The sequence below is a fragment of the Planktothrix serta PCC 8927 genome (assembly GCF_900010725.2).
In the GTDB taxonomy this organism is placed as follows: domain Bacteria; phylum Cyanobacteriota; class Cyanobacteriia; order Cyanobacteriales; family Microcoleaceae; genus Planktothrix; species Planktothrix serta.
Genome location: NZ_LR734824.1, coordinates 52,328 through 77,313, shown reverse-complemented (window position 1 = coordinate 77,313; position 24,986 = coordinate 52,328). Strand labels below are relative to the sequence as shown.

The following is a 24,986-nucleotide window of genomic DNA, read 5'->3' as shown; positions in this document are numbered from 1 at the left end:
GTCTCATGAATATTCGTACAGTTTCAACTCAACCCTTTAACGACCAAAAACCGGGTACATCAGGCTTACGCAAGTCGGTTCCCGTGTTTCAACAACCCCACTATCTGGAAAATTTCGTTCAAGCTATTTTTGACACCCAACAGGGGTATGAAGGGGGAACCCTGGTTTTAGGGGGAGATGGTCGCTACTATAACCGTCAGGCGATTCAGATTATTCTCAGAATGGCCGCAGCTAATGGCGTAGGGCGGGTTCTGGTGGGGTGTGAGGGCATTGTTTCCACTCCGGCGGCATCCTGTATGATTCGCAAAAATCAAGCCTTTGGGGGGATTATTCTCTCGGCAAGCCATAACCCCGGAGGGCCAGAAGGAGATTTTGGAATCAAATTTAATGCCAGTAATGGCGGGCCGGCCGCCGAAAAAATCACCGAGGCAATTTATGCTCGAACTCAGGTGATTGATGCCTATAAAATGATGGATGCGGCGGATATTAACCTCGATCAACCCGGTAGTTTTAAATTGGGAACAATGGATGTTGAGGTGATAGATTCCGTGCAACCCTATATGGAATTGATGGAGTCTTTATTTGATTTTAACTTAATTCAAAAATTGTTAACATCGGGCAAGTTTCGGATGTGTATGGACTCTATGCACGCGGTTACTGGCCCCTATGCCCATGCTATTTTTGAAAAACGGTTAGGGGCTGCACCGGGAACGGTTGTTAATGGTATTCCTTTAGAAGATTTTGGGGGCGGTCATCCCGATCCGAATTTAGTTTATGCCCATGATTTAGTTGAAATTATTTTTGGGGAAAATGCACCGGATTTTGGGGCGGCTTCTGATGGTGATGGCGATCGCAATATGGTTTTAGGGCGTAATTTTTTTGTAACTCCCAGCGATAGTTTAGCGGTATTAACTGCGAATGCCCATTTAGTTCCAGGGTATAAAGACGGTTTGGCGGGAGTTGCCCGTTCTATGCCTACTTCTCAAGCCCCAGATCGAGTGGCAGAGAAATTAGGAATTGAATGTTATGAAACCCCTACGGGATGGAAGTTTTTCGGCAATTTATTAGATGCTGGAAAAGCCACATTATGCGGGGAAGAAAGTTTTGGAACCGGATCAAATCATGTTCGGGAAAAAGATGGTTTGTGGGCGGTATTATTCTGGCTGAATATTTTAGCCGTGCGTCAAGAATCCGTTGAAGATATTGTTCGCAATCATTGGCAAACCTACGGACGAAATTATTATTCTCGTCATGACTATGAAGAAGTAGAGACAGAAAAAGCCAATCAATTAGTTGACAAGTTGCAAGCTATTTTACCCAATCTCAAAGGTCAACAATTCGGAAATTATCAAGTCGAGTATAGCGATAATTTTAGCTATACTGATCCGGTTGATAATAGCGTCAGTAATAATCAAGGAATTCGCATTGGGTTTACCGATGGTTCTCGAATTGTGTTTCGTTTGTCAGGAACAGGAACTAAAGGCGCGACGCTACGGGTTTATTTAGAAAGTTATGAACCCGACCCCGCAAAACACAATTTAGATCCCCAAGAAGCGTTAGGAGAATTAATCACCATTGCTGATCAAATTGCCCAAATCAAAACCATAACCGGACGTCAACAACCCACTGTTATTACCTAATATGGGGTAAATTGATCTAAACTCGTAGGGTGGGCTTTGCCCACCAATGTTATTATATGTAATCTAGTTAAAATGTTTTATCTTAAGCTAAACCCTACTCATTTTAGCCTAGGTAGAGGCATCACCTTAAACCCTCTCTTCCTTTAATTTCTCCTGTAACCACAAATTTAAAAGATTTTCCGCAGACATCCCTTTTCGTTCTGCTACAGCACTGATTTTTTCAGCTAAACTTTTATCGATGCCGTAATATGTTACTTGAGATTTAGGGCCAAGATTAATTGTAAATTCAACGGGATAAGTTTGCTCCCAATAATTCGCCGTATCATGCTCATCCCAAAACTCTCCTATCTCTTCATAAGAGGTAGCATTTGAGATAGAACTTCTAGTCATTTTGGTATTTTCTTCGTTCGGCATTAGTCATGTCCCTCGCTGATAATATTAAGGCATTGTTATCTTCTTTATAGATGAAGAAAACAATTAAGTAGCGTCCCGTCTCTGTTTGACCATAAGTGGCATAAACATTTTCATTTTGACGGTTTCCTTTTTCTATAAATCGTATCAGTGGAAACCGCACAAAAACTTCTCTTACCTCCTGTGTCTGAACGCTGTGCTTGCGAGCCAGTTTCTCAACAATACTATCCAAGAAAATTAAATCAAATATTTCCAACTAAATTTTATCTCCTTTTTTTTGCGATCGCCATCTTCAAGCACCTACCTAGGTAATAGAGTCAGTCTTACCTATTATAACTCAACCAGCACAATCACTTCAGCCTCCATCTCTTCTGAAGTTGCAAATTCAATAATAGTATGATTAGAGTTTAAGTTAAGCCCTAACCCCCAAAATGATATTAACTCAACTTACAGATAGCCCAACATCCTAAAATCTCTAACTCCATCTTCGATGCCAAAATTAATGGATACAGTATATTGAATAGGATTCATTTTTTTTGTGAGTTAATACTTAGGTAAAATTCACTAAATAGGAGTAGCTGATAAATTTAAAAGATAGTTTGTACTTCCTTCCACTTGAGAAACTCGGACAAAATATATACCACTGGGTAATGAATCAATTAAAATTGATTCTGGGGTTAAACCTAAATTAGCAGAAGTCGCAATAATTTCATTACTTTGAACCGCTTGATTATTATTGAAATCTTGAATTAAATCTAAATCTAAATTAGCTTTCATTTGATTCATAATCGCACTAAATTCACTATTATTATTGGGAATAATTAATTGATAAATATCAACCGGATCAGCATCTGTAATCAAGCCAACAATTGTTCGGTTTCCTAACAGAATATCAACATCAACAGCTTGAGTCAGGTCATCTTTTAAAGCCGGAGGTATTCCTAATCTTCCTGCTTCTAAGCCTCGTTGCCAAAAATGTTCAAATAATGTATTATATAGCCCTGATTCCAATTCTGTTAGAATTTCAGGATATCGAGTTTGATAAAAATTAGTATCAAAAGCAATACTGGGATTACGTCCTTCATATTGTCCGTACAGAAAAAAATGTTCAAAGGGGTTAATTTCTGCTCTCAGAAAACCTGCTTTAACATCGGGATATTGTTCTAAATAATATCCAGGGTCAAAGAAAGGATTAGGAGAACGCAGTTCAAATTGTCCATAATTAATAAAATGTTCAACAGGTGTGAGAAATCCGCCTTCAATTTGGGCGGCTAAATCGGGATTAACCTCCTGATAATATGGGGTATCAAATAAAGCGTTAGGGTTATAACCCGATACTTGACCAATCTCAATAAAATGATCAAAAGCCGTATCGAATTCTCCGCTTTCAAGAGTTTGAGCAACATCAGGATATTTAGCGAGATAGAATTCTTCATCAAAGAGTGTTTCTAAGGTTAACATCTTATCAAAACCTTCCTATTGTTGACTTCATTCTTAAGTTTACTATAGTAACGGCAACCCAATTTTCACAAAACCAGTAATAATAGAATTAATCAGAGGAAATCACCCCTGATCAAATTGGATGAGTGTTAAGTAGGAGAAATCAATGACTCTTAATCCTAGCATCATCAATGCCGTGGAAAAACTAGGGCGTCGTGTCACCAGTGGCGATGTCGCAACTCAAGCGGGAATTGATGTTAATATCGCCCAACGAGAACTTTTAGCCCTCGCATCGGAAGCGGGAGGTCATTTACAAGTCGCCCAGTCGGGAGATATAGCCTTTGAGTTTCCCTCAAATTTTCGGGCGATTTTGCGGAATAAATATTGGCGGTTAAAATTACAAGATGGGTGGGAAAAAATCTGGAAAGTTTTATTTTACCTGATTCGGATTTCTTTTGGAATTATTTTGATTGTATCGATTCTTCTGATTATTGTTGCTATTATTGCTATTTTAATTGCAATTAATTCTAGTCAGGATAACGATAGTTCAGGCGGAAATCGGAATAGTGGTGGTTGGTTTTGGATAGCTTGGTTGATGCCTGATTTTCGGTGGTTTTCCACGGTCGATAATAATAATTATCAACGCCAAAATGCTAAAAGTAGCGATAAAAAGAAACAGATGAATTTTTTGGAATCTGTTTTTTCGTTTATTTTTGGAGATGGCAACCCCAATTATAATTTAGAAGAACGCAGATGGCAAACTATTGGTACAGTCATTAAAAATCAGAAAGGAGCGATTATTGCTGAACAAATCACGCCTTATTTGGATGAAATTGGGAGTTCAGTCGCTCAAGAATATGAAGATTATATGTTACCGATTTTAACTCGATTTGATGGCAAACCGGAGGTGAGTCCAGAAGGGCAATTGGTGTATCATTTTCCTGAATTACAAATCACAGCCAAAAAATCAGAACCTCAACCTGTTTCTGATTATTTAAAAGAAAGATCTTGGCGATTTAGTTTAGCAAGTTCTGGGCAAGTTTTGGGGGCAATTGGTTTGGGTTCGGTTAATTTAATTGGCGCATTAATGTTAGGAAGTTTATTAAAAACTCCAGAAATTGCTGGATATTTAACAGGTTTTTTGGGATTTATTAATATCATTTATCCAATTTTATTAGTTTATGGAATTGGATTTTTAACGATTCCTATGATTAGATATTTTTGGATTCAATGGAAAAATCAAAAGATTGATAATCGCAATATAATGCGAGAAAAAAGAGCTAATATTTTAGTCGAGGGAGATTCAATTTTAAAGAAAAAACTCAATTATGCTCGTCAGTTTGCTAAAAAAACGGTGATCACTGAAGCTAATTTAGCTTATACAACGGAAACAGATTTATTAGAACAGGAAATCCAAAATTCCGATCAAATTGATGCGGAATGGCAAAACCGTTTAGATCAATCGGAATAAGAGCAAAACAAGCTGAATCAAACCTCATAAAACTTGACTTTTATCCTACTTAAATTAGGAATTATGAAGGTTTAGAAATCAATCCTTTCTGAATCGCTAGAATTGCAGCTTGAGTGCGATCGCGCACCTCTAACTTTTGTAAAATAGCATGAACATGAGTTCTCACTGTTCCTGATGTAATATGAAGTAAATTGGCAATTTCTTGATTCGTTTTCCCATCAGCAATTAAAGCTAAAATTTCCTGTTCCCTTTGGGTTAAATCATGATCAGCGATCGCTGTATTTTGAGTTTCTCCTGATTCGATATTATCAAACAATGTCCGAATTTCTGCGGTTACAGTTTGATCCCACCAAGAAGCTCCCGCCGCCACGGAATGTAAGGCTAAAATCAATAAATCAGGTTCAATTCCTTTTAAACAATACCCTGATGCACCCGCCTTAATTAATCGTTCAATTAGGCTTTTTTGAGAATGAGAAGTTAAGACTAAAATCGGAATTTCAGGATGGTTTTGTTTGATTTGACGACAGGCTTCTACTCCTCCAATTCCCGGCAATCCTACATCTAATAATACCACATCTGGTAAATATTGGTTGGTTAATTCAACGGCTGTTTCTCCATCAGTAGCTTCCCCAATAATTTTAATTTCTGGTTCTTTTTGCAAGCGAATATTCAGTCCTAGACGGAATAATTCATCATCTTCGACTAATAAAACTCTTAAGACTTTTGATGGCATTTTTACTAACTTTTTTCAAAATATTTTAAATTTTACAGTTGAATTTCTCCCTGAGCTAGAGCCGGAAGACGAAAACAAAATATTGCTCCATTGGGAATTTTGTTTTCTGCCCAAATTATACCCCCATGAGCTTCAATAATTTGTCGAGTTAAGTATAATCCTAATCCTGAACCTTGAGCTTGGCGATCGCTATTTCCCTGATAAAATCGCTCAAACAAATTCGGCAATTCTCCGGGGGTTATTCCTAGACCCTGATCCCAAATTTTCACCACCTGAAAATGAGCTTCCGATTCTAATATTACCTCAACCCGACCCCCACGCGCTGAATGATTAATCCCATTAATTAATAAATTGCTAAAAACGCGCTGAAGTTGCAGTTGATCGCCTTTTACCCATAGAAATCTACGAAAATTCGAGTTCCGATAACTTAAACTTAAATAAATTCGTCGGGTTGTGGCTAAATCCGTTAAAGTTGCGATCGCTTCCTCTGCAATATTAACTAAATTAATCGGTTCTAAATTTAGTTTTAATCCCTCCGTATCATTGCGATAAACATCCAATAAAGTTTGAACTAATTGTAAGCTATTTTGGTGAGAACGCAACATCATATCGAGAATTTTTTCTTGAGTTGAATTAATTTCACCAAACTGTCTATTTTTAAAAGATTTTAGTGTTTCAATTGCTCCTAAAAGGGGTGTTTTTAAATCATGGGTTAGAGTCGATGCAAAATCTTCTCTAACACTGGCTAGTTTGCTGTGCGCTTGGAGTTGAGCTTGTTGTTGAGAAATCGCTTCTTCATAGCGACGAGTGCGATCGCTTAACCAACCCGTAACAATTAAGGCAAAAACAGCAATCATTCGATTAGCAACTGTTGCTGAATTGATGATTTTAGGAAGAGGAAAAACCAAATTAAATAACGTCAATAAACAAGCAGCTACAGTTACTTGTAGCGTAATCATCCGATTTAAACGGGGGTGAGCGAGTAAAATCGGAACCGTATAAAGATAACCAAAAACATAGTCTGCTGGAGTCGTATATTCTAATAAAATTACCACCACAAAGAATCCCAAAATTAACCAATGAATTTTTAAAGTATTTTTTAACATCATAACTGATTGCTCAATAGATTGTGTTTTTAATTTAGCTTAAAATCACCGTTGAAAGTGACCTATAGCAATCCTAAATGATTTGTGAACAAATTATGTAGGGGTTGGGTCTCCCAACCCTCTTTATGCCTGGGTTTGAAGACCAAACCCCTACATTTTTTATGATTGGTATATATCTCTAGTTATACTCATCTATATCAAGAGGTTTATAATCTCAGATAGAAGTAACTACATATCTCTTATATTTTTGGTTTATATCATTTTCTGATCAAAATTCTACTTTTTGTTAGATTGTTTTTTCGGGAAAAAGTAAAATAATAGGATTAAATTCAGATGTTAATCTCTATCATATTTATGTGGCATGGATTTTTTCAAATTGCCCTAACATTAGGACTATTAGTGGCGATTGTTCCTATTTTCGGAACCTATATTGCCAATGTTTTCTTAGGGGAAAAGACCCTTCTTGACCCCATACTCAATCCCTTAGAACGCCTAATTTATAACTTCAGTGGAGTTCGTTTACAACGGGATATGACAGGTTGGCAATATGCTCGCGCCATGCTTTTGATCAACTTAGTCATGGGAGTTTTTGTCTATCTTATTATCAGTTTACAAGGAATTTTGCCCTTAAATCCCATGCAATTAAATGCCCCAAGTTGGGATTTAACCCTACATACAACAATTTCATTTTTAACCAACACTAATCAACAACATTATTCCGGGGAAAATACCTTCAGCCATGCCACCCAGATGCTCGCATTAGGGTTTTTAATGTTTACTTCGGCTGCAACAGGTTTAGCCGTTTCTATCGCTTTTATTCGAGGAATAACAGGCAGATCATTAGGGAATTTTTATATTGATTTGATCCGTTCTATTACTCGAATTTTATTACCTATTTCCTTAATTGGAGCAATCATTTTATTAGCGTTAGGTGTACCTGAAACCTTAGCCGGATCACAAATTGTTACCCCCTTAGATGGAGGAACACAAGCGATCGCACGGGGGCCAGTTGCTCATTTTGAAATCATTAAAGAACTCGGAGAAAATGGAGGCGGTTTCTTTGGAGTAAATTCAGCCCATCCCTATGAAAATCCTAATGGGTTTTCTAACTTAATTGAAACCTTAGTAATGGTTAGTATTCCCGCTTCTTTGATTTATACCTTTGGAATTTTTACCCAGGATAAAAAACAAGCCTGGTTACTGTTTGGAATGGTATTTTTAATCTATTCAAGCTTCATCATTATTACCGCTCTGGGGGAATTTCAAGGAAACCCAATTGTTAATAATTTTCTCGGTCAACAAGCTCCGAATTTAGAAGGAAAAGAAATTCGGTTTGGTTGGGCAGAAACCGCATTGTGGGCTGTTACCACAACCGGAACAATGTGCGGTGCTGTTAATGGGATGCACGATTCATTCATGCCAAATGGGGGTTTTTCTACCTTATTTAACCTGTTCTTACAAATTGTTTGGGGAGGACAAGGAACGGGAACAGTTTACTTATTCATTTTCCTGATTTTAACGGTATTCTTAACCGGATTAATGGTCGGTAGAACCCCAGAATTTTTAGGGCGAAAAATTGAAAAACGAGAAATTATTCTCGCCAGTGTAATTTTACTGGTTCATCCCATTGTCATTTTAATTCCTGGTGCTATTACCCTCGCTTATCCTCAACTTTCAGGGATTTCAAACCCCGGATTTCATGGCATTTCCCAAGTGATTTATGAATATGCTTCTGCCGCTGCCAATAATGGCTCAGGATTTGAAGGATTAGGGGATAATACTATCTGGTGGAATCTTAGCACCAGTGTTGTGCTTTTAGCGGGACGTTATATTCCAATTGTGGCTTTATTGCTATTAGCAGAAAGTCTGTTAAATAAACAACCTGTTCCCGAAACTCCTGGCACATTAAAAACCAATTCTCTCCTATTTACCAGTGTGACAACGGGAGTGATTTTGATTTTAGGAGCCTTAACATTCTTACCTGTTTTAGCATTAGGGCCAGTGGCGGAAGCCTTTCAAATTGCTAGTTTCAAATAATCTCACTATTTTTCATCAAATACCCCTGCAATTTTATGATGCAAACTCGCTTAAATAAACGACAACAAAAAAAGCAAAAAAAAGTCAATACTAAAGGACTGTATCAACGAGCGTTTAGGGATGCTTTTAGCAAACTTGATCCACGATACATGATTAAAAATCCAGTGATGTTTGTCGTTTGGTTAGGAACAATAATCACAGCCTTATTAGTTCTTGATCCTAACTTATTTGGAACCATTCAAGGAGAAAATAATCGCTTCTTTAATTTCCTAATCACCGTGATTTTATTGTTAACCCTTTTGTTTGCAAATTTCGCTGAAGCAGTTGCAGAAGGACGAGGAAAAGCCCAAGCAGATTCCTTACGTTCGACCAAAGCAGAAACCACCGCCCGAAAATTATTACCCGATGGTTCTGTTGAAGAAATTAGTTCCACATCGTTAAAAAAAGGAGATCAAATTAAAGTTATTGCTGGAGATATGATTCCAGTGGATGCGGTCGTAATTGCGGGAGTTGCTTCCGTCGATGAATCAGCAATTACTGGTGAATCTGCCCCGGTTTTAAAAGAACCTGGAAGCGATATTGCTAGTTCTGTAACGGGGGGAACTCGGATTATTTCTGATGAATTAATCTTGCGGGTGACATCGGAACCAGGGAAAGGATTTTTAGACCGAATGATTGCTTTAGTTGAAGGAGCAGAACGGACAAAAACCCCGAATGAAATTGCCTTAACGGTGTTATTAGCGGTATTAACTGAAGTTTTTTTAATTGTAGTCGCTACAATTTCACCCATTGCCAATTATGTTCAAACTCCCGTTAGTATTGTAATTTTAATTGCCCTATTAGTGGCGTTAATTCCGACAACAATTGGCGGTTTATTAAGTGCAATTGGCATTGCTGGAATGGATCGGGTGGCTCAATTTAATGTTGTTGCGACATCGGGGCGGGCTGTAGAAGCTTGTGGGGATATCAATACTTTAGTCTTAGATAAAACCGGAACGATTACGTTAGGAAATCGACTAGCTGAAGAATTTATTCCGGTGAATGGTCATAGTCCAAAAACTGTTGCTGAAATAGCACTCATGGCTAGTATTTTTGATGAAACACCGGAAGGAAAATCGATTGTTAGACTTGCGGAAAAAATGGGAGCGACGGTTAATTTTAATCGAGAATTAGCCGAAGGAATTGAGTTCTCTGCTAGAACTCGCATGAGTGGTACAAACTTACCCGATAAAAGCGAAGTTAGAAAAGGAGCAGTTGATGCCATTAAAGGGTTTGTTCGTTCTCGTGGAGGTCAACTAACGGATGATTTAGATATCGCTTATCAGCGTATTTCTCGTTTGGGTGGTACACCTTTAGCTGTTTGCAAAGACAATGAATTGTATGGAATTATTTACCTGAAAGATATTATTAAACCGGGGATTAGAGATCGGTTTGATCAACTGCGACGGATGGGAGTAAGAACCGTAATGTTAACGGGAGATAATCGGATTACGGCTGAAGTTATTGCTCAAGAAGCGGGGGTAGATGACTTTATTGCAGAAGCCACTCCAGAGGATAAAATTGCTGTGATTCAAAAGGAACAATCCCAGGGTAAATTAGTAGCAATGACTGGGGATGGTACGAATGATGCTCCGGCTTTAGCTCAAGCAAATGTCGGATTAGCAATGAATTCTGGAACCCAAGCTGCAAAGGAAGCAGCGAATATGGTTGACTTAGATTCTGATCCTACAAAGTTGATTGATTTAGTCACCATTGGTAAGCAATTATTGATTACTCGCGGAGCGTTAACAACCTTTTCTATTGCGAATGATATTGCTAAGTATTTTGCGATTATTCCAGCAATGTTTTCATCGGTGGGTATTGGAAGTTTAAATATTATGGGATTAGCCAGTAGTCAATCGGCTATTTTATCCGCCCTAATTTATAATGCTTTGATTATCCCCGCTTTAATTCCTTTAGCCTTAAAAGGAGTTAAATTTCGCCCAGTTAGTGCTAATCTATTACTTCGAGAAAACATTTTAATTTATGGATTAGGAGGAATCATTGCGCCCTTTATTGGAATTAAAATGATTGATAGCATCATCGCTATTATTGGTTTAACATAAAAAGAAACCAAGCTAAAAAAAATAGGAGTAAAAAATGAAAACATTAGATGGTTTTAATTCAAGATTACCGCGTGAATTCAAAGGAATAATTTCCTTAATTCAAACTCAAGGTAAACGCAACCTTTTCCCCCTTGCTTTGTTTTTTTTGTTATCCTCTAATTTAATCTTTGCTCCCGTAATTTATGCAGCAACGGGAGAAGAAATAACTCGCAAAGCAGCTTGGGCTATTGGAGTTTTAATTTTAGTCACGATAGCCATTGCTCTCTATTTATTGGCTGTAATTTTACAGCCTGAACGGTTTTAAAAACCAGTTAAGTTCTCAAAAAATGTACTTTCAATTTCAAAATATACTATGTTTAGAGATTTGTTAACCGCCATCCGCACTACCCTAGTTTTATGGGTTTTAACGGCTATTTTATACCCGGTTTTGATTCTAATAATCGGTCAATCAATTTTCCCCTTTCAAGCGAATGGAAGTTTGATCAAAAATCCTCAAGGAGAGATTATTGGTTCGACTTTAATCGGTCAAAATTTTACCTCCAATCGTTATTTTCTATCCCGTCCCAGTAGCGTTGATTATAGTCCAGTTAAAGATGGTTTAGCAACCGGAATTTCAGGAGGAAGTAATTTAGCACCCAGTAATCCAGATTTGTTAAAAAAAGTAACAGAACGAATTGATCAACTCCAATCTAATAATATTATTCCAACGGCGGATTTAGTTTATTCATCGGGTTCAGGGTTAGATCCTCATATTAGTATTCAAGCCGCAAAAGCCCAAATTCAACGAGTCGCTAATGCGCGTTCTTTGAATCCTAATCAAGTGGAAATTCTTGTTAATAAAAATACTGAACATCGATTTTTAGGAATTTTTGGAGAACCGGGGGTTAATGTTCTGAAAGTTAATTTAGATTTAGATAACCTATCCAATTCACTATGATTAATAGCAGCGAAATTGAGACTCAAAAAAATTCCCCTGAATCTGATTATCAAACATCCTCTCGAAATCGAGGAAAACATAAAATTTTTATTGGGATGTCTCCTGGGGTCGGTAAAACCTATCGAATGTTAGAAGAAGGACACCAATTAAAAGCAGAAGGAATTGATGTTGTAATTGGGTTACTAGAAACCCATGGACGAGAAGAAACCGCAGAAAAAGCGATGGGTTTAGAACTTATTCCTAAAAAAACGGTTTTTCATCAAGAAATAACCTTATGGGAAATGGATACAGATGCGATTTTATCTCGTCAACCTCAATTAGTTTTAGTGGATGAATTAGCTCATACTAATGTTCCGGGTTCTATCCGAGAAAAGCGTTATCAAGATGTAGAAATTATTCTCAATCATGGAATTGATGTCTATTCAACGGTGAATATTCAGCACTTAGAAAGTTTAAATGATTTAGTTGCAAAAATTACGGGGGTTGTGGTTCGAGAACGAATTCCTGATCGTCTTTTGGATGAAGCAACACAAGTTGTGGTGATTGATGTTACCCCAGAAACGTTACAAGAACGGTTAAGAGAGGGGAAAATATATGCACCTGAAAAAATAGAACAAGCGTTACAAAATTTCTTTCAACGTCGTCATTTAGTGGCGTTGCGAGAGTTGGCTTTACGCGAAGTTGCTGATAATATTGAAGCAGCAGCAGAAACCACTGAAAAAGCTTTATTTTGTAATGTTCATGAGCGAGTTTTAGTTTGTATTTCTACTTATCAAAATTCCCCCCAACTTTTGCGGCGAGGATTACGTTTAGCGAATGCGATGAAAGCTCGTTTATATGGGTTATATGTGGAAAATCCAGAACGTTTTTTAACAAAAGAAGAAAGTTTACTATTAGAAACTTGTCAAAATTTAATTAATGCGTTTGGAGGAGAGTTTCTTAGGGTGAAAAGTTATAATGTTTCTGAAGCGATCGCTCAAGTTGCTCAACAATATCATATCACTCAAGTTGTTCTCGGACATACGCGCAAATCTCGCTGGGAATTGTTTTGGAAAGGATCGCCTGTTCAGCAATTATTAAAATATATAAAAGGGGTTGATATTCATATTATTGATGCTGAAAAAACATTGAATTCCTCCTCCTAATTAGATTAGAGTTTCAGTCTAGCTTGTAAGTTAGCTGGAGCCAGATAGAGAACTGTTTTCTGATTTTTAGATTTAGCGGCTATTAATAAATCTTTATTCACTAATTTATTCAGATAACTTCTAGCAGTATTTTCGGTGATCCCAAAATCGATGGCGACTTGTTTTGAAGTAAATTCTTTACCGGGTGTTCTGAATGCTTCTTTGAGGATTTCTAAATGACCTCTGTGTAAAGTTTTTGCAATAGGACTTTGATCAATCCAATCCATAAATTCATAAAAATCTTGTTTTTTTCTGCCCATATACTCATACAATGATTTCACTGCTTTTTCTATGGTACTAATCTGATTATAGAGAAAATAGGTGATATCAAAATCATCAGTTTCAGTGTAAATAAAAGCTTGATCATAATCTCCACGTTTTTCTTGTATGAGTTTGCTAATCGAAACATATTGAAATAGCCAATAACCCGACCGCAGAATACTCCAATAGAAAATAGCTCTTGCAGTTCTACCATTACCATCCCCAAAAGGATGAATATATCCGATCATAAAATGTAAGATAATAGCCTTGATGATGGGATGAATAAAATTACTATAATCATTGGGAGCAGGATCATAATTTGCAAAATCACACAAATTTGTTAGTCTAGCTTCGAGGGTTTTCCAGTCAGGGGGGTAAAAAGTATTCTCATTGTATAAATTAGAAACAAAAATATTATTGTTTTTTCTAATTTCCCCTGGTGTTGCTTGATTTTCTATGGCTTCTTCTGTTGCAATTCTATGGAGTTCTAATATAAATTCTAGCGATAATTCCTCATCCTTTTTTTCAACCGCTTTTTTCATCAATAAATAATTATTCAGGATCATCTGTTGAGATTTATCTTTAGGGGTGAGATTTTTTTCCAGCATTTCCTTTGCAACTTCACGAGTTGTTGAAGCTCCTTCAAGTTGAGAGGAAGTAATCGCTTCTTCTTGCATTAAACTTTTGACAAGATAACGATTTTTGGGAAGAGAAGATCCGAGAATACTATTACTATTCTCTCGACTTCCCCCGGTCATTGTATCAATAGCATAGAGTTGAGCAAACAGTGAGTCTGGTACACAGTAACTAAAGCAATAATCGCCTTCAGCTTTTAATAATGGTAAGTTCTTAGTGATTGCTTTCCGTGCAATTTTAGTGGCTATCCATGCCGCTAATTCGTTGTCACCCGGTTTGACTCTCCATTTAAAATCATTCCAATGAAAATACCTTCCTTTGGAATCTGTTGCTCCATATTTTCCAAGTAACGGTAGAAATTTTTCGGGTTCAACTTCTTGCAATAGTAAAATGAGAGGTTTAGGCACTCTAATTCTTGCCATAGAGAGTATTTTTCACTCAATTCTATTCTTTTAGTTTATCTTATTTTAGTCAAATTTATGAATCCGAAAATAAGGTTTTAAAGCTTTTGCGACGATATCGAGGAGAGTCGGGAGTGAAATAACTCCAGAGGGTTTCCCAATAGAAAAACGAGATTCCATCAAAGCCGCGATCGCGTACAACTTGCATTTGTTTTTCAATTTGTTCCATCGGTACAGGATGTCGTAATGTTCCACTTAATAATCCAATAATTACTGGGACTTTACGCCGTGCTATTTGTACAGATTCATGATCTAATTCTGAAATAAATTTTACCATACTATCTCGATAAACTTGTAAAACAATTTCATCGACTAATCCTTGATTCACCCAGGTTAGCCAATCTTGTAAATACATTTCATAAGTATATTCATAGGGATTAGGGGATAAAGAAATCATACAATCGGGTTTAACTTTTTTAACGTTTTTGACAATTCTTTGCACTAATTCAGTAATTTTGTTTGCTCTCCAACTTCGCCACTCTTGATCATAATAATTATTAGGCGGAGATTGACCATTATGTTCTTGTTGATAAAGTTGAATCGTATACTGATCATAACCAAATTCTACGGGAAGACCAAAATGATCATCCAGTTGAATCCCATCAATATTATATTTGATCACAACTTCTAAAATTAAATCTTCAATAAATTGTTGGACTTCAGGATGTAACGGATTTAACCAGACATTTTTAATCGTCATCCATTCTAAAATTTGATTGACAATCCAGTTTTTGATCTTGGTTTGATAGGAAACATCCTCAGAATTTCTGAAATGATCTAAGGCTTTTTCCCCTTGTCGAGTTTGAGCAATCCAGTCAGGATGACGTTGAACAATAGCGGAGTTTTTCGGAGCCATAAACCCATATTCAAACCAAGGAATTACTTTTAATCCGTTTCGATGTCCTTCTGTAACAATTTTGGATAAAATATCTCCTCCTAATTGGGTTAAATTTAACAAAGGATCTTGAGAACGACCCATAACTCGCCTACCAACAGCACTTTTATAAAATGTAATTCCTCGGTTCCAAACAACGGGATAAATGGTATTAAATTTGAGTTCTGACAATTGATTTAAAGCTCTATTAATTCCCCAAGGAAAAAATAGTACACCACTGCTGACATTGGTTAACCAAACGCCTCTAATTTCATTGGGGATAATTAAAATGGGTTGGGAAGGTGTGGGCGGAATTAAAAGAGCGATCGCTAGAATCAAGGATAAAATTAAACTTGAAATTCCATAGATAATTAAGATGATTTTTTTGCTTAATTTCATTATTATAAAGAAGGAAACACAAAGACACAAAGAAAGAGAGAAGGATAGAGGGTAAGCAAGAAACTAGAATTTTAGTATTTTTGCACCGGAAACCCTAGATTATTTTAATATAATTTTTTCCATTGCTGATCAATATTTTGAGTGGTATCAATGGTTGTCAGATAGTTTTTTTCATAATCTGTAAAGGGTTGAGATTTTGCTTGTTGAGAGGTTAATAAATCTACCGTTGCGTCAGCAATATCTCCCTGACGTTGTTGTAAACGATCTTGTAAAATATCCATTGGTGCTGTACATTCAACAATTTGTAAGGGTAATTGATGGGTATTACAGGTTTCTATGACTTCTCCCCGTCGTTCTTGTTGATCATATTTGGCATCTAAAATTACCCAAAATCCTTGTTTTGCTAATAATAATCCTAACTCTAATAGTCGTTTATAGGTCTTTTCGGTCATTTCTGGGGTATAGATTTCTTCTTCTCCTTTTTCATAAAGAGGAACATTTGCTAAGTGTTTTCGCACCGCATCAGAACGAATATGAATCGCATTTAATTGTTTTGATAATTTGCGGGCGGTTGTGCTTTTTCCTGACCCCGATAAGCCGGACATCATCACAATTCCTCCTGAAGATCTGCGAGTATATTGCCATGCTAATTTATAATATTGGGTGGCTTCTTGTTTGGCTATTTCTTTTTGTTCTTCAGCAATGGCTGGATCATCTAAGATTAAGGAATTGACTTTGGCTCTCACATAGGCTTGACGAGTTAAATAAAAGGGTAATAATTGTAATCCTTCCCAGTCTCCGGTTTGTTCAATATAAGTATTTAAAAATCGATTTCCTAAATCAGCCCGTCCTCGTCCTTCTAAATCCATGACCACAAAAGCGACATCATAGATCACATCTACAAACCGAAATTCTTGATTAAATTCAATTCGATCAAACAGTAATATTTTATCCTGATAAATACAAATATTTTTTAAATGCAAGTCTCCATGACATTCTCGAATCCATCGGTTTTCAATTCGACTTTTAAAAATAGCTTCATGGGTTTCAAAAAAGCTATCTGTATATTGTTTGGTTTGTTCATATTGGTCTTGAGTTTGACAACAGCCAATATATTTTTGTGTTTTTTGATAGTTTCCATCAATAGAATGGCGAATTTGAGCAATAATCCCAAATTTTAAAATTTGCTCGTTTGTAGGGCATTTAAGATGGAAATCAGCAACAGCTTTTCCTAATTCTTCCATCTCTTTCATTGTTAATTTATCCTGATTAAATAAATCAATTAACAAATCTTCTTGGGGGAATTGACGCATTTTTAAAGCATATTCTACAGCTTGATCGTGATTGTCACTAAATTGAAAGCGATCGCCTATTTCTATAATTGGTAAAACCTCTAAATACAATTCCGGTGCTTGTTGCTGGTTCATTTTTAATTCTTGTTCACAAAAATAGCATCGTTTCTCTAAAGTGGAATAATCTAAAAACCCAAAATTTACGATTTTTTTAATTTTATAAGCATACTCTCCCGTTAACAAAATAAACGATATATGAGTTTGTAAGAGTTGAATGGGTTCTTGTACCGAATGGGGATAAAAATCCGGTTCTAACATTTGTTGAATTAGTCGAGGAAGTGCAGAGTCAGTCATATCAAAAAAAGATAAAAATCGGAGAATAAGGGCTGAGAAGAAATAATAGGTTGAGTATTATTTTTATTATGTCTGGAAAAACAGCAAATTCCAATGGGTTGAAAATAAAAGTTACAAAAGGTTTGATATGATAACAATTGAATTGTTCAAACCGTTTTATACCAAGAGTCAATGACAGAACCCAAACCCTTTAATGTCTTTGGTGTTGGAAATGCCCTCCTCGATATTTTGGCATTAGTTGAGGATAATTTTATCCAAACCCATGACCTCAACCGAGGATCAATGACCCTGATGGATACGATCAAACAGGGGAAATTGTTACAACAATTGGAGAGCCATCCCCTAGAATTACGCTGTGGAGGTTCCGCCGCTAATACGATGATTGCGATCGCTCAAAGTGGAGGGACGGGAATTTATTCGGGTAAAGTTAGTGCGGATACCAATGGCGAATTTTATCAACAGGATATGGTCGCGGCTGGAATTGGGTTTGAAATCGAACCCGCTAATAGCACCGAAGGGCCAACGGGAACCTGTTTGGTGTTGACAACTCCCGACGCAGAACGAACGATGTGTACTCATTTGGGGGTTTCCACAACCTTAGCGGTGACGGATATTAATGTTGATCATTTGAATCAGTGTCAATACAGTTATATTGAAGGCTATTTGTGGGATGCACCCCAACCCCGTCAAGCCAGTATTCAAACGATGGAACAGTCGAAACGCTTAGGGGTAAAAGTAGCGTTTACCTTCTCCGATATGTTTTTAGTCGAACGGTTTGGGGATGATTTTCGCAGTGTTTTAACTGAGTATTGTGATGTGCTGTTTTGTAATGCAGATGAGGTGCGTCACTTCTGCGGTAACGAAGATTTAGAGGTTTGCGCCCGTCAGTTAGGAGAAAAAGTTGATCTTGTGTTCATGACGAATAGTGATAAAGGCTGTTTCGTGGTTGAAAACCAAACCCTGATTCATGTTCCAGGGTTTCCGGTCAAACCCGTTGATACTGTTGGGGCGGGAGATGCTTTTGCGGGTGGGGTATTATACGGACTCACCAACGGTTTAACGACCTCACAAGCCGCCCGTTGGGGAAATTATCTCGGTTCTCAAATCGTCCAAATTCACGGCCCCCGTTTACCCGAATCTCAACAGGATAAATTAAAGCAAATTATTAATTAGTTGGGTTGTCGGTTGTCGGTTGTCGGTTAACATCTCATCTGCCAACAGCCAACAGCCAACAGCCAACAATCATTAAGCTTCCGCGTCCCCTTCTTCACCCCGTTCAGGACGAATAATACTGACAACCACTTGTTCAGAATCACCTGTGGCTGTGACTCCTGAAGGTAAGGTGAGTTCTCTAATATGTAGGGCTTGACCTTGATGTAAACCTGTAACATCGACATCAATGCGATCAGGAATACTACCCGGTTCACAGTCTATTTCTAATTCCGAGAGGACGACATCTAACAGACCGCCTTCGAGTTTTACCCCAACGGGTTCACCGACGAAATACAGAGGAATAGAAACGGTTAAACTGTCTTGTTGAGCCACAGAGAAGAAGCTCAAGTGATAGGGAAATCCTTTCCAGGGATGTTTTTGTACTTCCCGGAGGAGGGTTTTGCCACTCCAAGAGAGTTCAGGAACGTTCAGTTGAATTAAGGCATGATTCACAACGTTCCGTTTCAGAAGGGTTTCTGCGGCTTTCGCTGGAATAGTAATGTTAATAGATTCGGCCCCTTGATGGCCATACAGCACCGCCGGGACTAATCCTTGACGACGCAAAGCATTGGGTTTAGAGCCTTCTGGCCGTTTGTGACCTTCAATCGTAATTTCCATGACGTTTCTTGCGCTTAGAGTAAAACACTTAAAATTTTTTAGCCAAACTCTGATTATACCAAAATTCTGACGTTGTAGCTAACATCTTTGCAGATACAGATAGTTCAGATTTTCAATACACTTGCGGAGTTCTTGCAGGATTTTTAAGCGGTATGTCGCCTGTTGATATTCTTGCTTTGAGGGAGAGTCCCCCAGTTGAGTTAGCACTTGATCACTTTCCTGGGTGATCACATCTCGAAAAAAATTCTTGAACTTTTTGCGAGTGTCTTTCCCTAACTTAACTAAAGGCAGTTTTTCTGTTTCTCCATCAATCAGCATTTTACGCTCGACCGACTTCCCAATTTTAGAGAATTCTGACTTGGCTAACCATTCATATATCTCTTCTGAAACATCAACAGAATAAGATGACTCACCATTAGCAGGATAGAACACAATATCTAACATTATCCTTCCTCCTGTACTTCAGATTCCATGAACTCGCTTTCAGGGACTTCTGCATAGGCAATATTGGCACTATCTAATAATTTTTTAGCATGAGATGTAATTTTACCTCCACATACAACACCTATAATAGAACCTTTTTCAATCATTTTCTTTGCATCTCTTTTAGTTACTCTTTGTCCCTTAATTTCAATATGGGGTTGTTCTGGCTCGTTCATGATTTAATATTGTTTTAAGAATTCAATTACAGTTTTTTGATCAATTAGACTTGTTCTGCATTTGATTAATAATTTCTTTAACCCTTGCGACATCTTCAGGATTAACAATTAAAATATCTCCTTTCGGATCATTTTTAGTGGTTTCCTGACAACTTATTCCTTCTTCTTTCAATTTCTTTATAACAAATCTCTTCAAGTCTCTATGTTTAATTAATATTTCTATCATTCTGTCTTCATCGGACATAAAATCAGGCATTTAATACTTCCTTTAAGATTTTATAGATAGGCACTAATCCGATGTTTTCTCGGTACTTCTACAGTGGAGATTCTTCGTTGACATCCTCCTAGTATATAAACGCAATCCCCAGCAGAGGGAGTAAAATATTTAACGTAGCATGGATTGACATTCCAAGCTACGTTTTAAAGAGAAAAAATATTACCACAAAAAGACAGGATGCAACACTTTTAACCGCCAACGGTTATAGGTTGTCCGTCTGCATCTAATAGTGCTCGTTTGGGGCCGTGAATCGGATCTTCAACAATAATCGTTTGATCTCGACTCGCTCCTAACGAAACAATAGCGATCGGAACTTTCATTAATTCCGCCAAAAATTTCAGATAACTGAGTGCGGCTTGGGGTAAATCTTCTAATTTCCGACAGTCTGCGGTTGATTCTTTCCAACCCGGAACAGTTTCATAAATCGGTTCACACCGAGCAAAGGTTCGCGCACTACTGGGGAAATGTTCGCACCGTTCTCCATCGATATCATAGGCAACGCAAACTTTAATTTCCTCTAAGCCATCTAAAACATCTAATTTGGTAATGGCTAAACAATCTAAACCGTTAATTCTAACCGCATAACGACCAATCACCGCATCAAACCAACCGCAACGGCGTTGACGTCCGGTTGTGGTTCCAAATTCTGCACCGCGATCGCACAAGACCTGGCCAATCCCATCCACCATTTCCGTTGGGAATGGCCCCTCACCGACCCGGGTTGTATAGGCTTTCGCCACCCCAATTACCCGGTCAATCATCGTCGGGCCAACTCCGGCTCCCACACAAGCACCGCCTGCTACAGGGTTAGAGGAGGTCACATAGGGATAGGTTCCATGATCTAAATCTAACAGGGTTCCCTGTGCCCCTTCAAATAAAATATTCCGTCGAGCCTGCACTGCTGCGTCGATTTTCAGTGACGCATCGACGACATGGGGACGCAACCGTTCTGCATATTGCAAATATTCCGCAATCACCGCTTCCGGGTCGAGAGGAGGATGGTTATAAAGCTTTTCGAGGATAACGTTTTTATTGTTAATCGTCCAGCGCAATTGATCGGGTAAACTCTCAGTTTCCATCAAATCAATAATCCGAATTCCGGTGCGTTCAGACTTATCGGCGTAGGTCGGGCCAATTCCCCGGCCCGTTGTCCCAATCTTTTGCGATCCCCGTTGTTTTTCTGATGCTTGATCCAAGAGGCGATGGTAAGGCATCGTAACATGGGCGGTCTGGGAAATCATCAAATTTTGGGTAGAAATCTCCAAGGATTCGAGTTGATCCAGTTCTTCGATTAAAATTTTAGGATCAATCACGGTTCCTGAACCGATAATGCACTCGGTATCGGGATATAAGATGCCTGAAGGAATCAGATGCAGTTTGAAGGTTTGATTGTCAACAACAACCGTATGACCTGCATTTACGCCACCTTGGTAGCGGACAACCACGTCTGCTGAACCACTGAGCAGATCGGTGATTTTACCTTTTCCTTCATCGCCCCACTGGGCACCGATAACAACTACGTTAGCCAAGAGAGTTTTCACTCCGACAGTTTACACAAATCCTGATTATCTGTTATTTAGGAAACTCTGTCAAATTAAGTTTTGTGAACTGTTACCCAATAGTTCATCCAAATAACGGAGTCAGTTAAGACTTAGGCGGGTACGAACTAGGGCTGTATTTCAAGCCCCCACTGTACTTGTACTCAAGTCAGTGGTGGGTTGTTGACCCTCGTTGAACCCTGTAGAGACGCGACATGGCGCGTCTCTACTACAGACTATCTCGTTTTTTGAGTTCAATCTGAAAACAAGTAGCAAAAGTATTTTTTTTCTAATTTATTAATTTTTATCCAAAATTTTATTTTATAGCACTACGGATTACAGTTAGGACATTTGTAAATCCTGTTCCCTGTTCCCTATTCCCTGTTCCCTCGAACTATAACAAATAAAAATGGGTTTTGGGTGATTCTCCTAAAAAATAAGAATTTTCATAAAAACATTAGTTTTGACCCCATATTTTTTGAGGGTTGTGTTATCGTTAATGCTCAATATCCTGATCCGTTAATCCTGTTAGTCAAGAGATGTTTAAACGGGTAGCGCGATCGCCATTGTTTTAACCTATATTTAAGAGTCACTATGCCGTTACACGCCGAGTTACATCGCCATTTAGGGGGTTCAGTTGTACCGCGTATTCTGTGGCGGTATTTCCAACGTCATAACTCTCCGTTAACTGAAGGGTTTGTAGAATATGAACAGTTTGAGGATTTTTATACCAAACCCCGCAACACCTTAGATGAATATTTAGAACTGCATACAATGGTTGAAAGTGTGCAGACTGTTGAAACCCTCCCCTATTTTATTTATCGGTTGATGCGGGGTGCTTATACTTTTGAAAATTTGGCGTATTTAGAATTACGCTATACCCCCTATTTACGAACACCTGAACATCTCAGCCAGTCCCAACGAATTGATTGTATGGCTGAAATTGTGGAAGTCGTAGGAAAAGCCAGTCAAAGCAGCGATACTCCAATTATTACCAGCCAAATTTTATGTATGCACACCCGACTTCCGCTTGAAGTCAACCGAGCTATTATTGATTTAGCTGCACAAATGCCTGAATATGTTTGTGCTATTGATATCGCCGGAGGTGATAATCATTATGCTCAACGGTTAGATGAGTTTATTGATTTGTACAAATACGCCTTATCCTTGGGGTTAAAAACCACCGGACATTTATATGAAACCCCACAAGGTTGTTATCCTGAATTATTGCCCTATTTAATGCGAATTGGTCACGGTATCCAAATTCCGTTATTACACCCGGAATTATTACCGGAATTAGCGCGTCAAAACCAGTGTTTAGAAGTCTGTCCCACGACCTACATTAAAACCGGAACCCTCAAGGATATTCAGCAATTAAAAATTGTTTTTGAACGCTGTTTTGATGCGGGAGTTGATATTGCAATTTGTACCGATAACGCCGGGTTACATAACGTGCGTTTACCCTTTGAATACGAGAATTTATTAACTCTTGATATTCTAGGGTTTGAAGAATTACAAGCTTGTCAACAAGCCGCCTTTCGTCATGCCTTTGCATGGCCTCATCAAAACCCTCCCGCACAAATTCTTCATGGTCTATTAAAACCCGAACCTGCAATGGTCTAAACAATTGGAAACAGTGAGCAGTTGATTTATTCTCCTGTCTCCTGTCTGCTGTATCCTCTTTAAGCGTATCCCCGCAGTGGTAAGACATTTGTGGGGTTTGCGGGAAAAAATCGTCAACCGCCAATAAAAAAGAGAGAGTCGCCTTGGCAACTCTCCCTACCATCAGGGTGCATCTACATAGCATAATATAACCTTTTTAGTGTAGGGGGTCAACCCCCCTATTTAAAGATCGTGTAAAAAATTCACCGCAATTGCTAAAGTTCTGTAAATCAGTCATCAGTTAATGGGCAATAGGCAAGGTCAACAGTCAACGGTCAATACCTTTACCGAAAAGCGAGTGGAAAGCCCCAGAATTTAGCCCCCCTAGAAGAAATCCATCATGAAAAAGTTTTATCTAGAATATTCTGTGGTAAGATTGAGTCATGTTAATTAGAGAAGCCAAGCTAATAAACGGAACTAAGGAGCAATACCTAGCTATTGATGAAGCGATTCGTACCGCACAATTTATTAGAAACAAATGTGTTCGGTACTGGATGGATAATCAAGGAGTAGGTAAAGCTAATTTGTATGCGCTATGCAAAGACTTAGCCAAGGAATTTCCTTTTGCCAAAAAGTTAAATTCGGCGGCTCGTCAAGCTAGTGCAGAAAGAGCATGGGCTTCGATTTCTAGCTTCTACAGTTGTTGTAGAAAGAAAAAAAAGAAAAAAGCTTATCCCCAATTTAAAAAGCATTGTCGCTCTGTAGAGTATAAAGTTTCTGGATGGAAACTATCCGATGATTGCATGAATATCGCTTTCACAGATGGTTTTGATGTCGGTACTTTATCTATTTATTGCAACAAAGAAACAAGGGAAGACCTGTTTCGATTAAAAATTAACCGTGTTCGCGTGGTCAAAAGAGCAGATGGCTATTATGCCCAATTCTGCTTTGATATTGACCGCAAGGAAAAGGTTGAATACACTGGCAATGTTGTCGGATTAGACCTGGGATTAAACTATTTCTTTAAAGATCAAAATGACAACGTTGTAGTGTATCCCCACTACTTAAGTAAATCTGAGCGCAAATTGAAAAAGGCTCAGAGACGATTAAGTAAAAAGTTTGTGAAAGGGGCAAAACCCCAATCTAAGAATTATCATAAAGCTCGGAAAAGACTGGGTAAAATCCACCTTAAAATTCAGAGACAGCGTAAAGACTGGGCGATTAAGCAAGCTCGGTGCGTAGTTCACTCTAACGATGTGATTGTCTATGAAGCTTTAAAGGTGTGGAGTATGGTCAAGCATCACTACTTGGCTAAGTCGATTTCCGATCCGAGTTGGTATCAATTCACCCAATGGTTAAACTACTACGGCAAAATTTGGGATAAAACAGTTGTGGCGATTGCGCCTAACTATACTTTTCAATATTGTTTTAGTTGCGGTCATCGGGGGAAAAAGTCATTGAGTAGCAGAACCCATTCCTGTCCTAATTGTGGAATAGAGATTTGTCGTCATAGAGAAGCGGCTATTAATATTCTCCAGAAGGGTATGGGAATTCTGGGAATGGAATGGCAACACAGTACCTTTGGGCAAAAGGGATCTGCCGAGCAATCGGGAAAGCATGGGGAGAAGACCGTCTCTACTATTGATGGGCAACCAGAGATAGCAAATGGACTTCTGTGAACCATGAACAAGAATCCCTCGGCTTTAGCCGTAGGGAGTATGTCAATTTTGCAAATCTTA

General features: G+C 38.2%; 23 protein-coding genes. 10 read left to right on the top strand and 13 right to left on the bottom strand.

Features of this window, described 5'->3' with window-relative positions; translation table 11 throughout:
- Positions 1-5 precede the first annotated feature (5 nt).
- Positions 6-1,640: an alpha-D-glucose phosphate-specific phosphoglucomutase gene (locus PL8927_RS00655; protein ID WP_083616515.1), complete on the top strand. Its 1,635-nt coding sequence runs from the start codon at positions 6-8 to the stop codon at positions 1,638-1,640.
- A 126-nt stretch (positions 1,641-1,766) separates the two neighbouring features.
- On the opposite strand, the gene PL8927_RS00650 is transcribed toward PL8927_RS00655, so the two are convergent.
- The 3 genes from PL8927_RS00650 to PL8927_RS00640 form a co-directional block, all read right to left on the bottom strand.
- Positions 1,767-2,054, bottom strand: a complete 288-nt coding sequence (locus PL8927_RS00650) for a CopG family antitoxin (RefSeq protein WP_083616513.1) — start codon at positions 2,052-2,054, stop codon at positions 1,767-1,769.
- On the bottom strand, positions 2,023-2,214 hold the full coding sequence (locus PL8927_RS00645; RefSeq protein WP_231505870.1) for a BrnT family toxin: 192 nt from the start codon (positions 2,212-2,214) through the stop codon (positions 2,023-2,025). Before PL8927_RS00645 ends, PL8927_RS00650 begins: the two co-directional genes overlap by 32 nt.
- A 401-nt stretch (positions 2,215-2,615) precedes the next feature.
- Positions 2,616-3,512 carry a calcium-binding protein gene (locus tag PL8927_RS00640; protein ID WP_083616509.1) on the bottom strand — a complete coding sequence of 299 codons (897 nt, stop codon included), beginning with the start codon at positions 3,510-3,512 and terminating at the stop codon, positions 2,616-2,618.
- Positions 3,513-3,657: 145 nt separating this feature from the next.
- Between PL8927_RS00640 and PL8927_RS00635 the strand changes: the two genes are divergently transcribed.
- Positions 3,658-4,962, top strand: a complete 1,305-nt coding sequence (locus PL8927_RS00635; RefSeq protein WP_083616507.1) for a CrcB family protein — start codon at positions 3,658-3,660, stop codon at positions 4,960-4,962.
- Positions 4,963-5,023: 61 nt separating this feature from the next.
- Here PL8927_RS00635 and PL8927_RS00630 read toward each other — a convergent pair whose 3' ends face one another.
- Entirely contained in the window at positions 5,024-5,695 is a 672-nt protein-coding gene (locus PL8927_RS00630; protein ID WP_083616505.1) for a response regulator, read from the bottom strand.
- Between the two features lie 32 nt (positions 5,696-5,727).
- Positions 5,728-6,804, bottom strand: a complete 1,077-nt coding sequence (locus PL8927_RS00625) for a sensor histidine kinase (RefSeq protein ID WP_331281787.1) — start codon at positions 6,802-6,804, stop codon at positions 5,728-5,730.
- Positions 6,805-7,155: 351 nt separating this feature from the next.
- Here PL8927_RS00625 and kdpA point away from each other — a divergent pair, with 351 nt between their 5' ends.
- Genes kdpA through PL8927_RS00600 form a run of 5 tightly spaced genes read left to right on the top strand, consistent with a single transcriptional unit; the run spans position 7,156 to position 13,025 of the window.
- On the top strand, positions 7,156-8,838 hold the full coding sequence (gene kdpA / locus PL8927_RS00620) for a potassium-transporting ATPase subunit KdpA (protein WP_083616501.1): 1,683 nt from the start codon (positions 7,156-7,158) through the stop codon (positions 8,836-8,838).
- Between the two features lie 38 nt (positions 8,839-8,876).
- Positions 8,877-10,943, top strand: a complete 2,067-nt coding sequence (gene kdpB, locus PL8927_RS00615) for a potassium-transporting ATPase subunit KdpB (protein ID WP_197047279.1) — start codon at positions 8,877-8,879, stop codon at positions 10,941-10,943.
- 34 nt (positions 10,944-10,977) lie between these two features.
- Positions 10,978-11,247 carry a potassium-transporting ATPase subunit F gene (locus PL8927_RS00610; RefSeq protein WP_083616498.1) on the top strand — a complete coding sequence of 90 codons (270 nt, stop codon included), beginning with the start codon at positions 10,978-10,980 and terminating at the stop codon, positions 11,245-11,247.
- A 48-nt stretch (positions 11,248-11,295) separates the two neighbouring features.
- Positions 11,296-11,880 (top strand): K(+)-transporting ATPase subunit C, encoded by a 585-nt coding sequence (gene kdpC, locus PL8927_RS00605; protein ID WP_083616496.1) that lies wholly within the window; start codon positions 11,296-11,298, stop codon positions 11,878-11,880.
- On the top strand, positions 11,877-13,025 hold the full coding sequence (locus PL8927_RS00600) for a histidine kinase (protein WP_083616494.1): 1,149 nt from the start codon (positions 11,877-11,879) through the stop codon (positions 13,023-13,025). The genes kdpC and PL8927_RS00600 overlap by 4 nt, the downstream gene beginning before the upstream one ends.
- A 5-nt stretch (positions 13,026-13,030) precedes the next feature.
- On the opposite strand, the gene PL8927_RS00595 is transcribed toward PL8927_RS00600, so the two are convergent.
- From PL8927_RS00595 to PL8927_RS00585, 3 genes are all read right to left on the bottom strand, one after another.
- The gene (locus PL8927_RS00595; protein WP_197047268.1) at positions 13,031-14,368 is read right to left on the bottom strand and encodes a Fic family protein; all 1,338 of its coding nucleotides are present in this window, start codon (positions 14,366-14,368) and stop codon (positions 13,031-13,033) included.
- A gap of 70 nt (positions 14,369-14,438) precedes the next feature.
- Complete coding sequence (locus tag PL8927_RS00590) at positions 14,439-15,695, bottom strand: glycoside hydrolase family 10 protein (RefSeq protein ID WP_083616492.1); 1,257 nt, start codon at positions 15,693-15,695, stop codon at positions 14,439-14,441.
- A gap of 104 nt (positions 15,696-15,799) precedes the next feature.
- Positions 15,800-17,341, bottom strand: coding sequence for a bifunctional aminoglycoside phosphotransferase/ATP-binding protein (locus tag PL8927_RS00585; protein WP_083616490.1), 1,542 nt, complete (start codon positions 17,339-17,341; stop codon positions 15,800-15,802).
- A gap of 171 nt (positions 17,342-17,512) precedes the next feature.
- Between PL8927_RS00585 and PL8927_RS00580 the strand changes: the two genes are divergently transcribed.
- Entirely contained in the window at positions 17,513-18,514 is a 1,002-nt protein-coding gene (locus PL8927_RS00580; RefSeq protein ID WP_083616488.1) for an adenosine kinase, read from the top strand.
- A gap of 72 nt (positions 18,515-18,586) precedes the next feature.
- Here PL8927_RS00580 and PL8927_RS00575 read toward each other — a convergent pair whose 3' ends face one another.
- The 5 genes from PL8927_RS00575 to PL8927_RS00555 form a co-directional block, all read right to left on the bottom strand.
- A complete protein-coding gene (locus tag PL8927_RS00575) occupies positions 18,587-19,171 on the bottom strand; it encodes a 50S ribosomal protein L25/general stress protein Ctc (RefSeq protein WP_083616486.1) in 585 nt (194 codons plus the stop codon).
- 78 nt (positions 19,172-19,249) lie between these two features.
- Positions 19,250-19,615 (bottom strand): hypothetical protein, encoded by a 366-nt coding sequence (locus PL8927_RS00570; protein ID WP_083616485.1) that lies wholly within the window; start codon positions 19,613-19,615, stop codon positions 19,250-19,252.
- Entirely contained in the window at positions 19,615-19,830 is a 216-nt protein-coding gene (locus tag PL8927_RS00565) for a hypothetical protein (protein WP_083616484.1), read from the bottom strand. Before PL8927_RS00565 ends, PL8927_RS00570 begins: the two co-directional genes overlap by 1 nt.
- Before the next feature lie 40 nt (positions 19,831-19,870).
- On the bottom strand, positions 19,871-20,086 hold the full coding sequence (locus PL8927_RS00560) for a hypothetical protein (protein WP_083616482.1): 216 nt from the start codon (positions 20,084-20,086) through the stop codon (positions 19,871-19,873).
- A 209-nt stretch (positions 20,087-20,295) separates the two neighbouring features.
- On the bottom strand, positions 20,296-21,636 hold the full coding sequence (locus tag PL8927_RS00555; RefSeq protein ID WP_083616481.1) for an adenylosuccinate synthase: 1,341 nt from the start codon (positions 21,634-21,636) through the stop codon (positions 20,296-20,298).
- Between the two features lie 603 nt (positions 21,637-22,239).
- Here PL8927_RS00555 and PL8927_RS00550 point away from each other — a divergent pair.
- Together PL8927_RS00550 and PL8927_RS00545 are read left to right on the top strand one after the other, a co-directional pair.
- Positions 22,240-23,268, top strand: coding sequence for an adenosine deaminase (locus PL8927_RS00550; protein WP_083616479.1), 1,029 nt, complete (start codon positions 22,240-22,242; stop codon positions 23,266-23,268).
- Positions 23,269-23,690: 422 nt separating this feature from the next.
- Positions 23,691-24,926 carry an RNA-guided endonuclease InsQ/TnpB family protein gene (locus PL8927_RS00545; RefSeq protein ID WP_083616477.1) on the top strand — a complete coding sequence of 412 codons (1,236 nt, stop codon included), beginning with the start codon at positions 23,691-23,693 and terminating at the stop codon, positions 24,924-24,926.
- Positions 24,927-24,986 lie beyond the last annotated feature (60 nt).

Excerpts from the sequence above, each read along its gene's own strand:
- PL8927_RS00655 (WP_083616515.1), top strand. The coding sequence starts at position 6 with ATGAATATTCGTACAGTTTCAACTCAACCCTTTAACGACCAAAAACCG.
- PL8927_RS00650 (WP_083616513.1), bottom strand. The coding sequence starts at position 2,054 with ATGCCGAACGAAGAAAATACCAAAATGACTAGAAGTTCTATCTCAAAT.
- PL8927_RS00640 (WP_083616509.1), bottom strand. The coding sequence starts at position 3,512 with ATGTTAACCTTAGAAACACTCTTTGATGAAGAATTCTATCTCGCTAAA.
- PL8927_RS00635 (WP_083616507.1), top strand. The coding sequence starts at position 3,658 with ATGACTCTTAATCCTAGCATCATCAATGCCGTGGAAAAACTAGGGCGT.
- PL8927_RS00630 (WP_083616505.1), bottom strand. The coding sequence starts at position 5,695 with ATGCCATCAAAAGTCTTAAGAGTTTTATTAGTCGAAGATGATGAATTA.
- PL8927_RS00625 (WP_331281787.1), bottom strand. The coding sequence starts at position 6,804 with ATGATGTTAAAAAATACTTTAAAAATTCATTGGTTAATTTTGGGATTC.
- kdpA (WP_083616501.1), top strand. The coding sequence starts at position 7,156 with ATGTGGCATGGATTTTTTCAAATTGCCCTAACATTAGGACTATTAGTG.
- kdpB (WP_197047279.1), top strand. The coding sequence starts at position 8,877 with ATGCAAACTCGCTTAAATAAACGACAACAAAAAAAGCAAAAAAAAGTC.
- PL8927_RS00610 (WP_083616498.1), top strand. The coding sequence starts at position 10,978 with ATGAAAACATTAGATGGTTTTAATTCAAGATTACCGCGTGAATTCAAA.
- kdpC (WP_083616496.1), top strand. The coding sequence starts at position 11,296 with ATGTTTAGAGATTTGTTAACCGCCATCCGCACTACCCTAGTTTTATGG.
- PL8927_RS00600 (WP_083616494.1), top strand. The coding sequence starts at position 11,877 with ATGATTAATAGCAGCGAAATTGAGACTCAAAAAAATTCCCCTGAATCT.
- PL8927_RS00590 (WP_083616492.1), bottom strand. The coding sequence starts at position 15,695 with ATGAAATTAAGCAAAAAAATCATCTTAATTATCTATGGAATTTCAAGT.
- PL8927_RS00585 (WP_083616490.1), bottom strand. The coding sequence starts at position 17,341 with ATGACTGACTCTGCACTTCCTCGACTAATTCAACAAATGTTAGAACCG.
- PL8927_RS00580 (WP_083616488.1), top strand. The coding sequence starts at position 17,513 with ATGACAGAACCCAAACCCTTTAATGTCTTTGGTGTTGGAAATGCCCTC.
- PL8927_RS00575 (WP_083616486.1), bottom strand. The coding sequence starts at position 19,171 with ATGGAAATTACGATTGAAGGTCACAAACGGCCAGAAGGCTCTAAACCC.
- PL8927_RS00570 (WP_083616485.1), bottom strand. The coding sequence starts at position 19,615 with ATGTTAGATATTGTGTTCTATCCTGCTAATGGTGAGTCATCTTATTCT.
- PL8927_RS00565 (WP_083616484.1), bottom strand. The coding sequence starts at position 19,830 with ATGAACGAGCCAGAACAACCCCATATTGAAATTAAGGGACAAAGAGTA.
- PL8927_RS00560 (WP_083616482.1), bottom strand. The coding sequence starts at position 20,086 with ATGCCTGATTTTATGTCCGATGAAGACAGAATGATAGAAATATTAATT.
- PL8927_RS00550 (WP_083616479.1), top strand. The coding sequence starts at position 22,240 with ATGCCGTTACACGCCGAGTTACATCGCCATTTAGGGGGTTCAGTTGTA.
- PL8927_RS00545 (WP_083616477.1), top strand. The coding sequence starts at position 23,691 with ATGTTAATTAGAGAAGCCAAGCTAATAAACGGAACTAAGGAGCAATAC.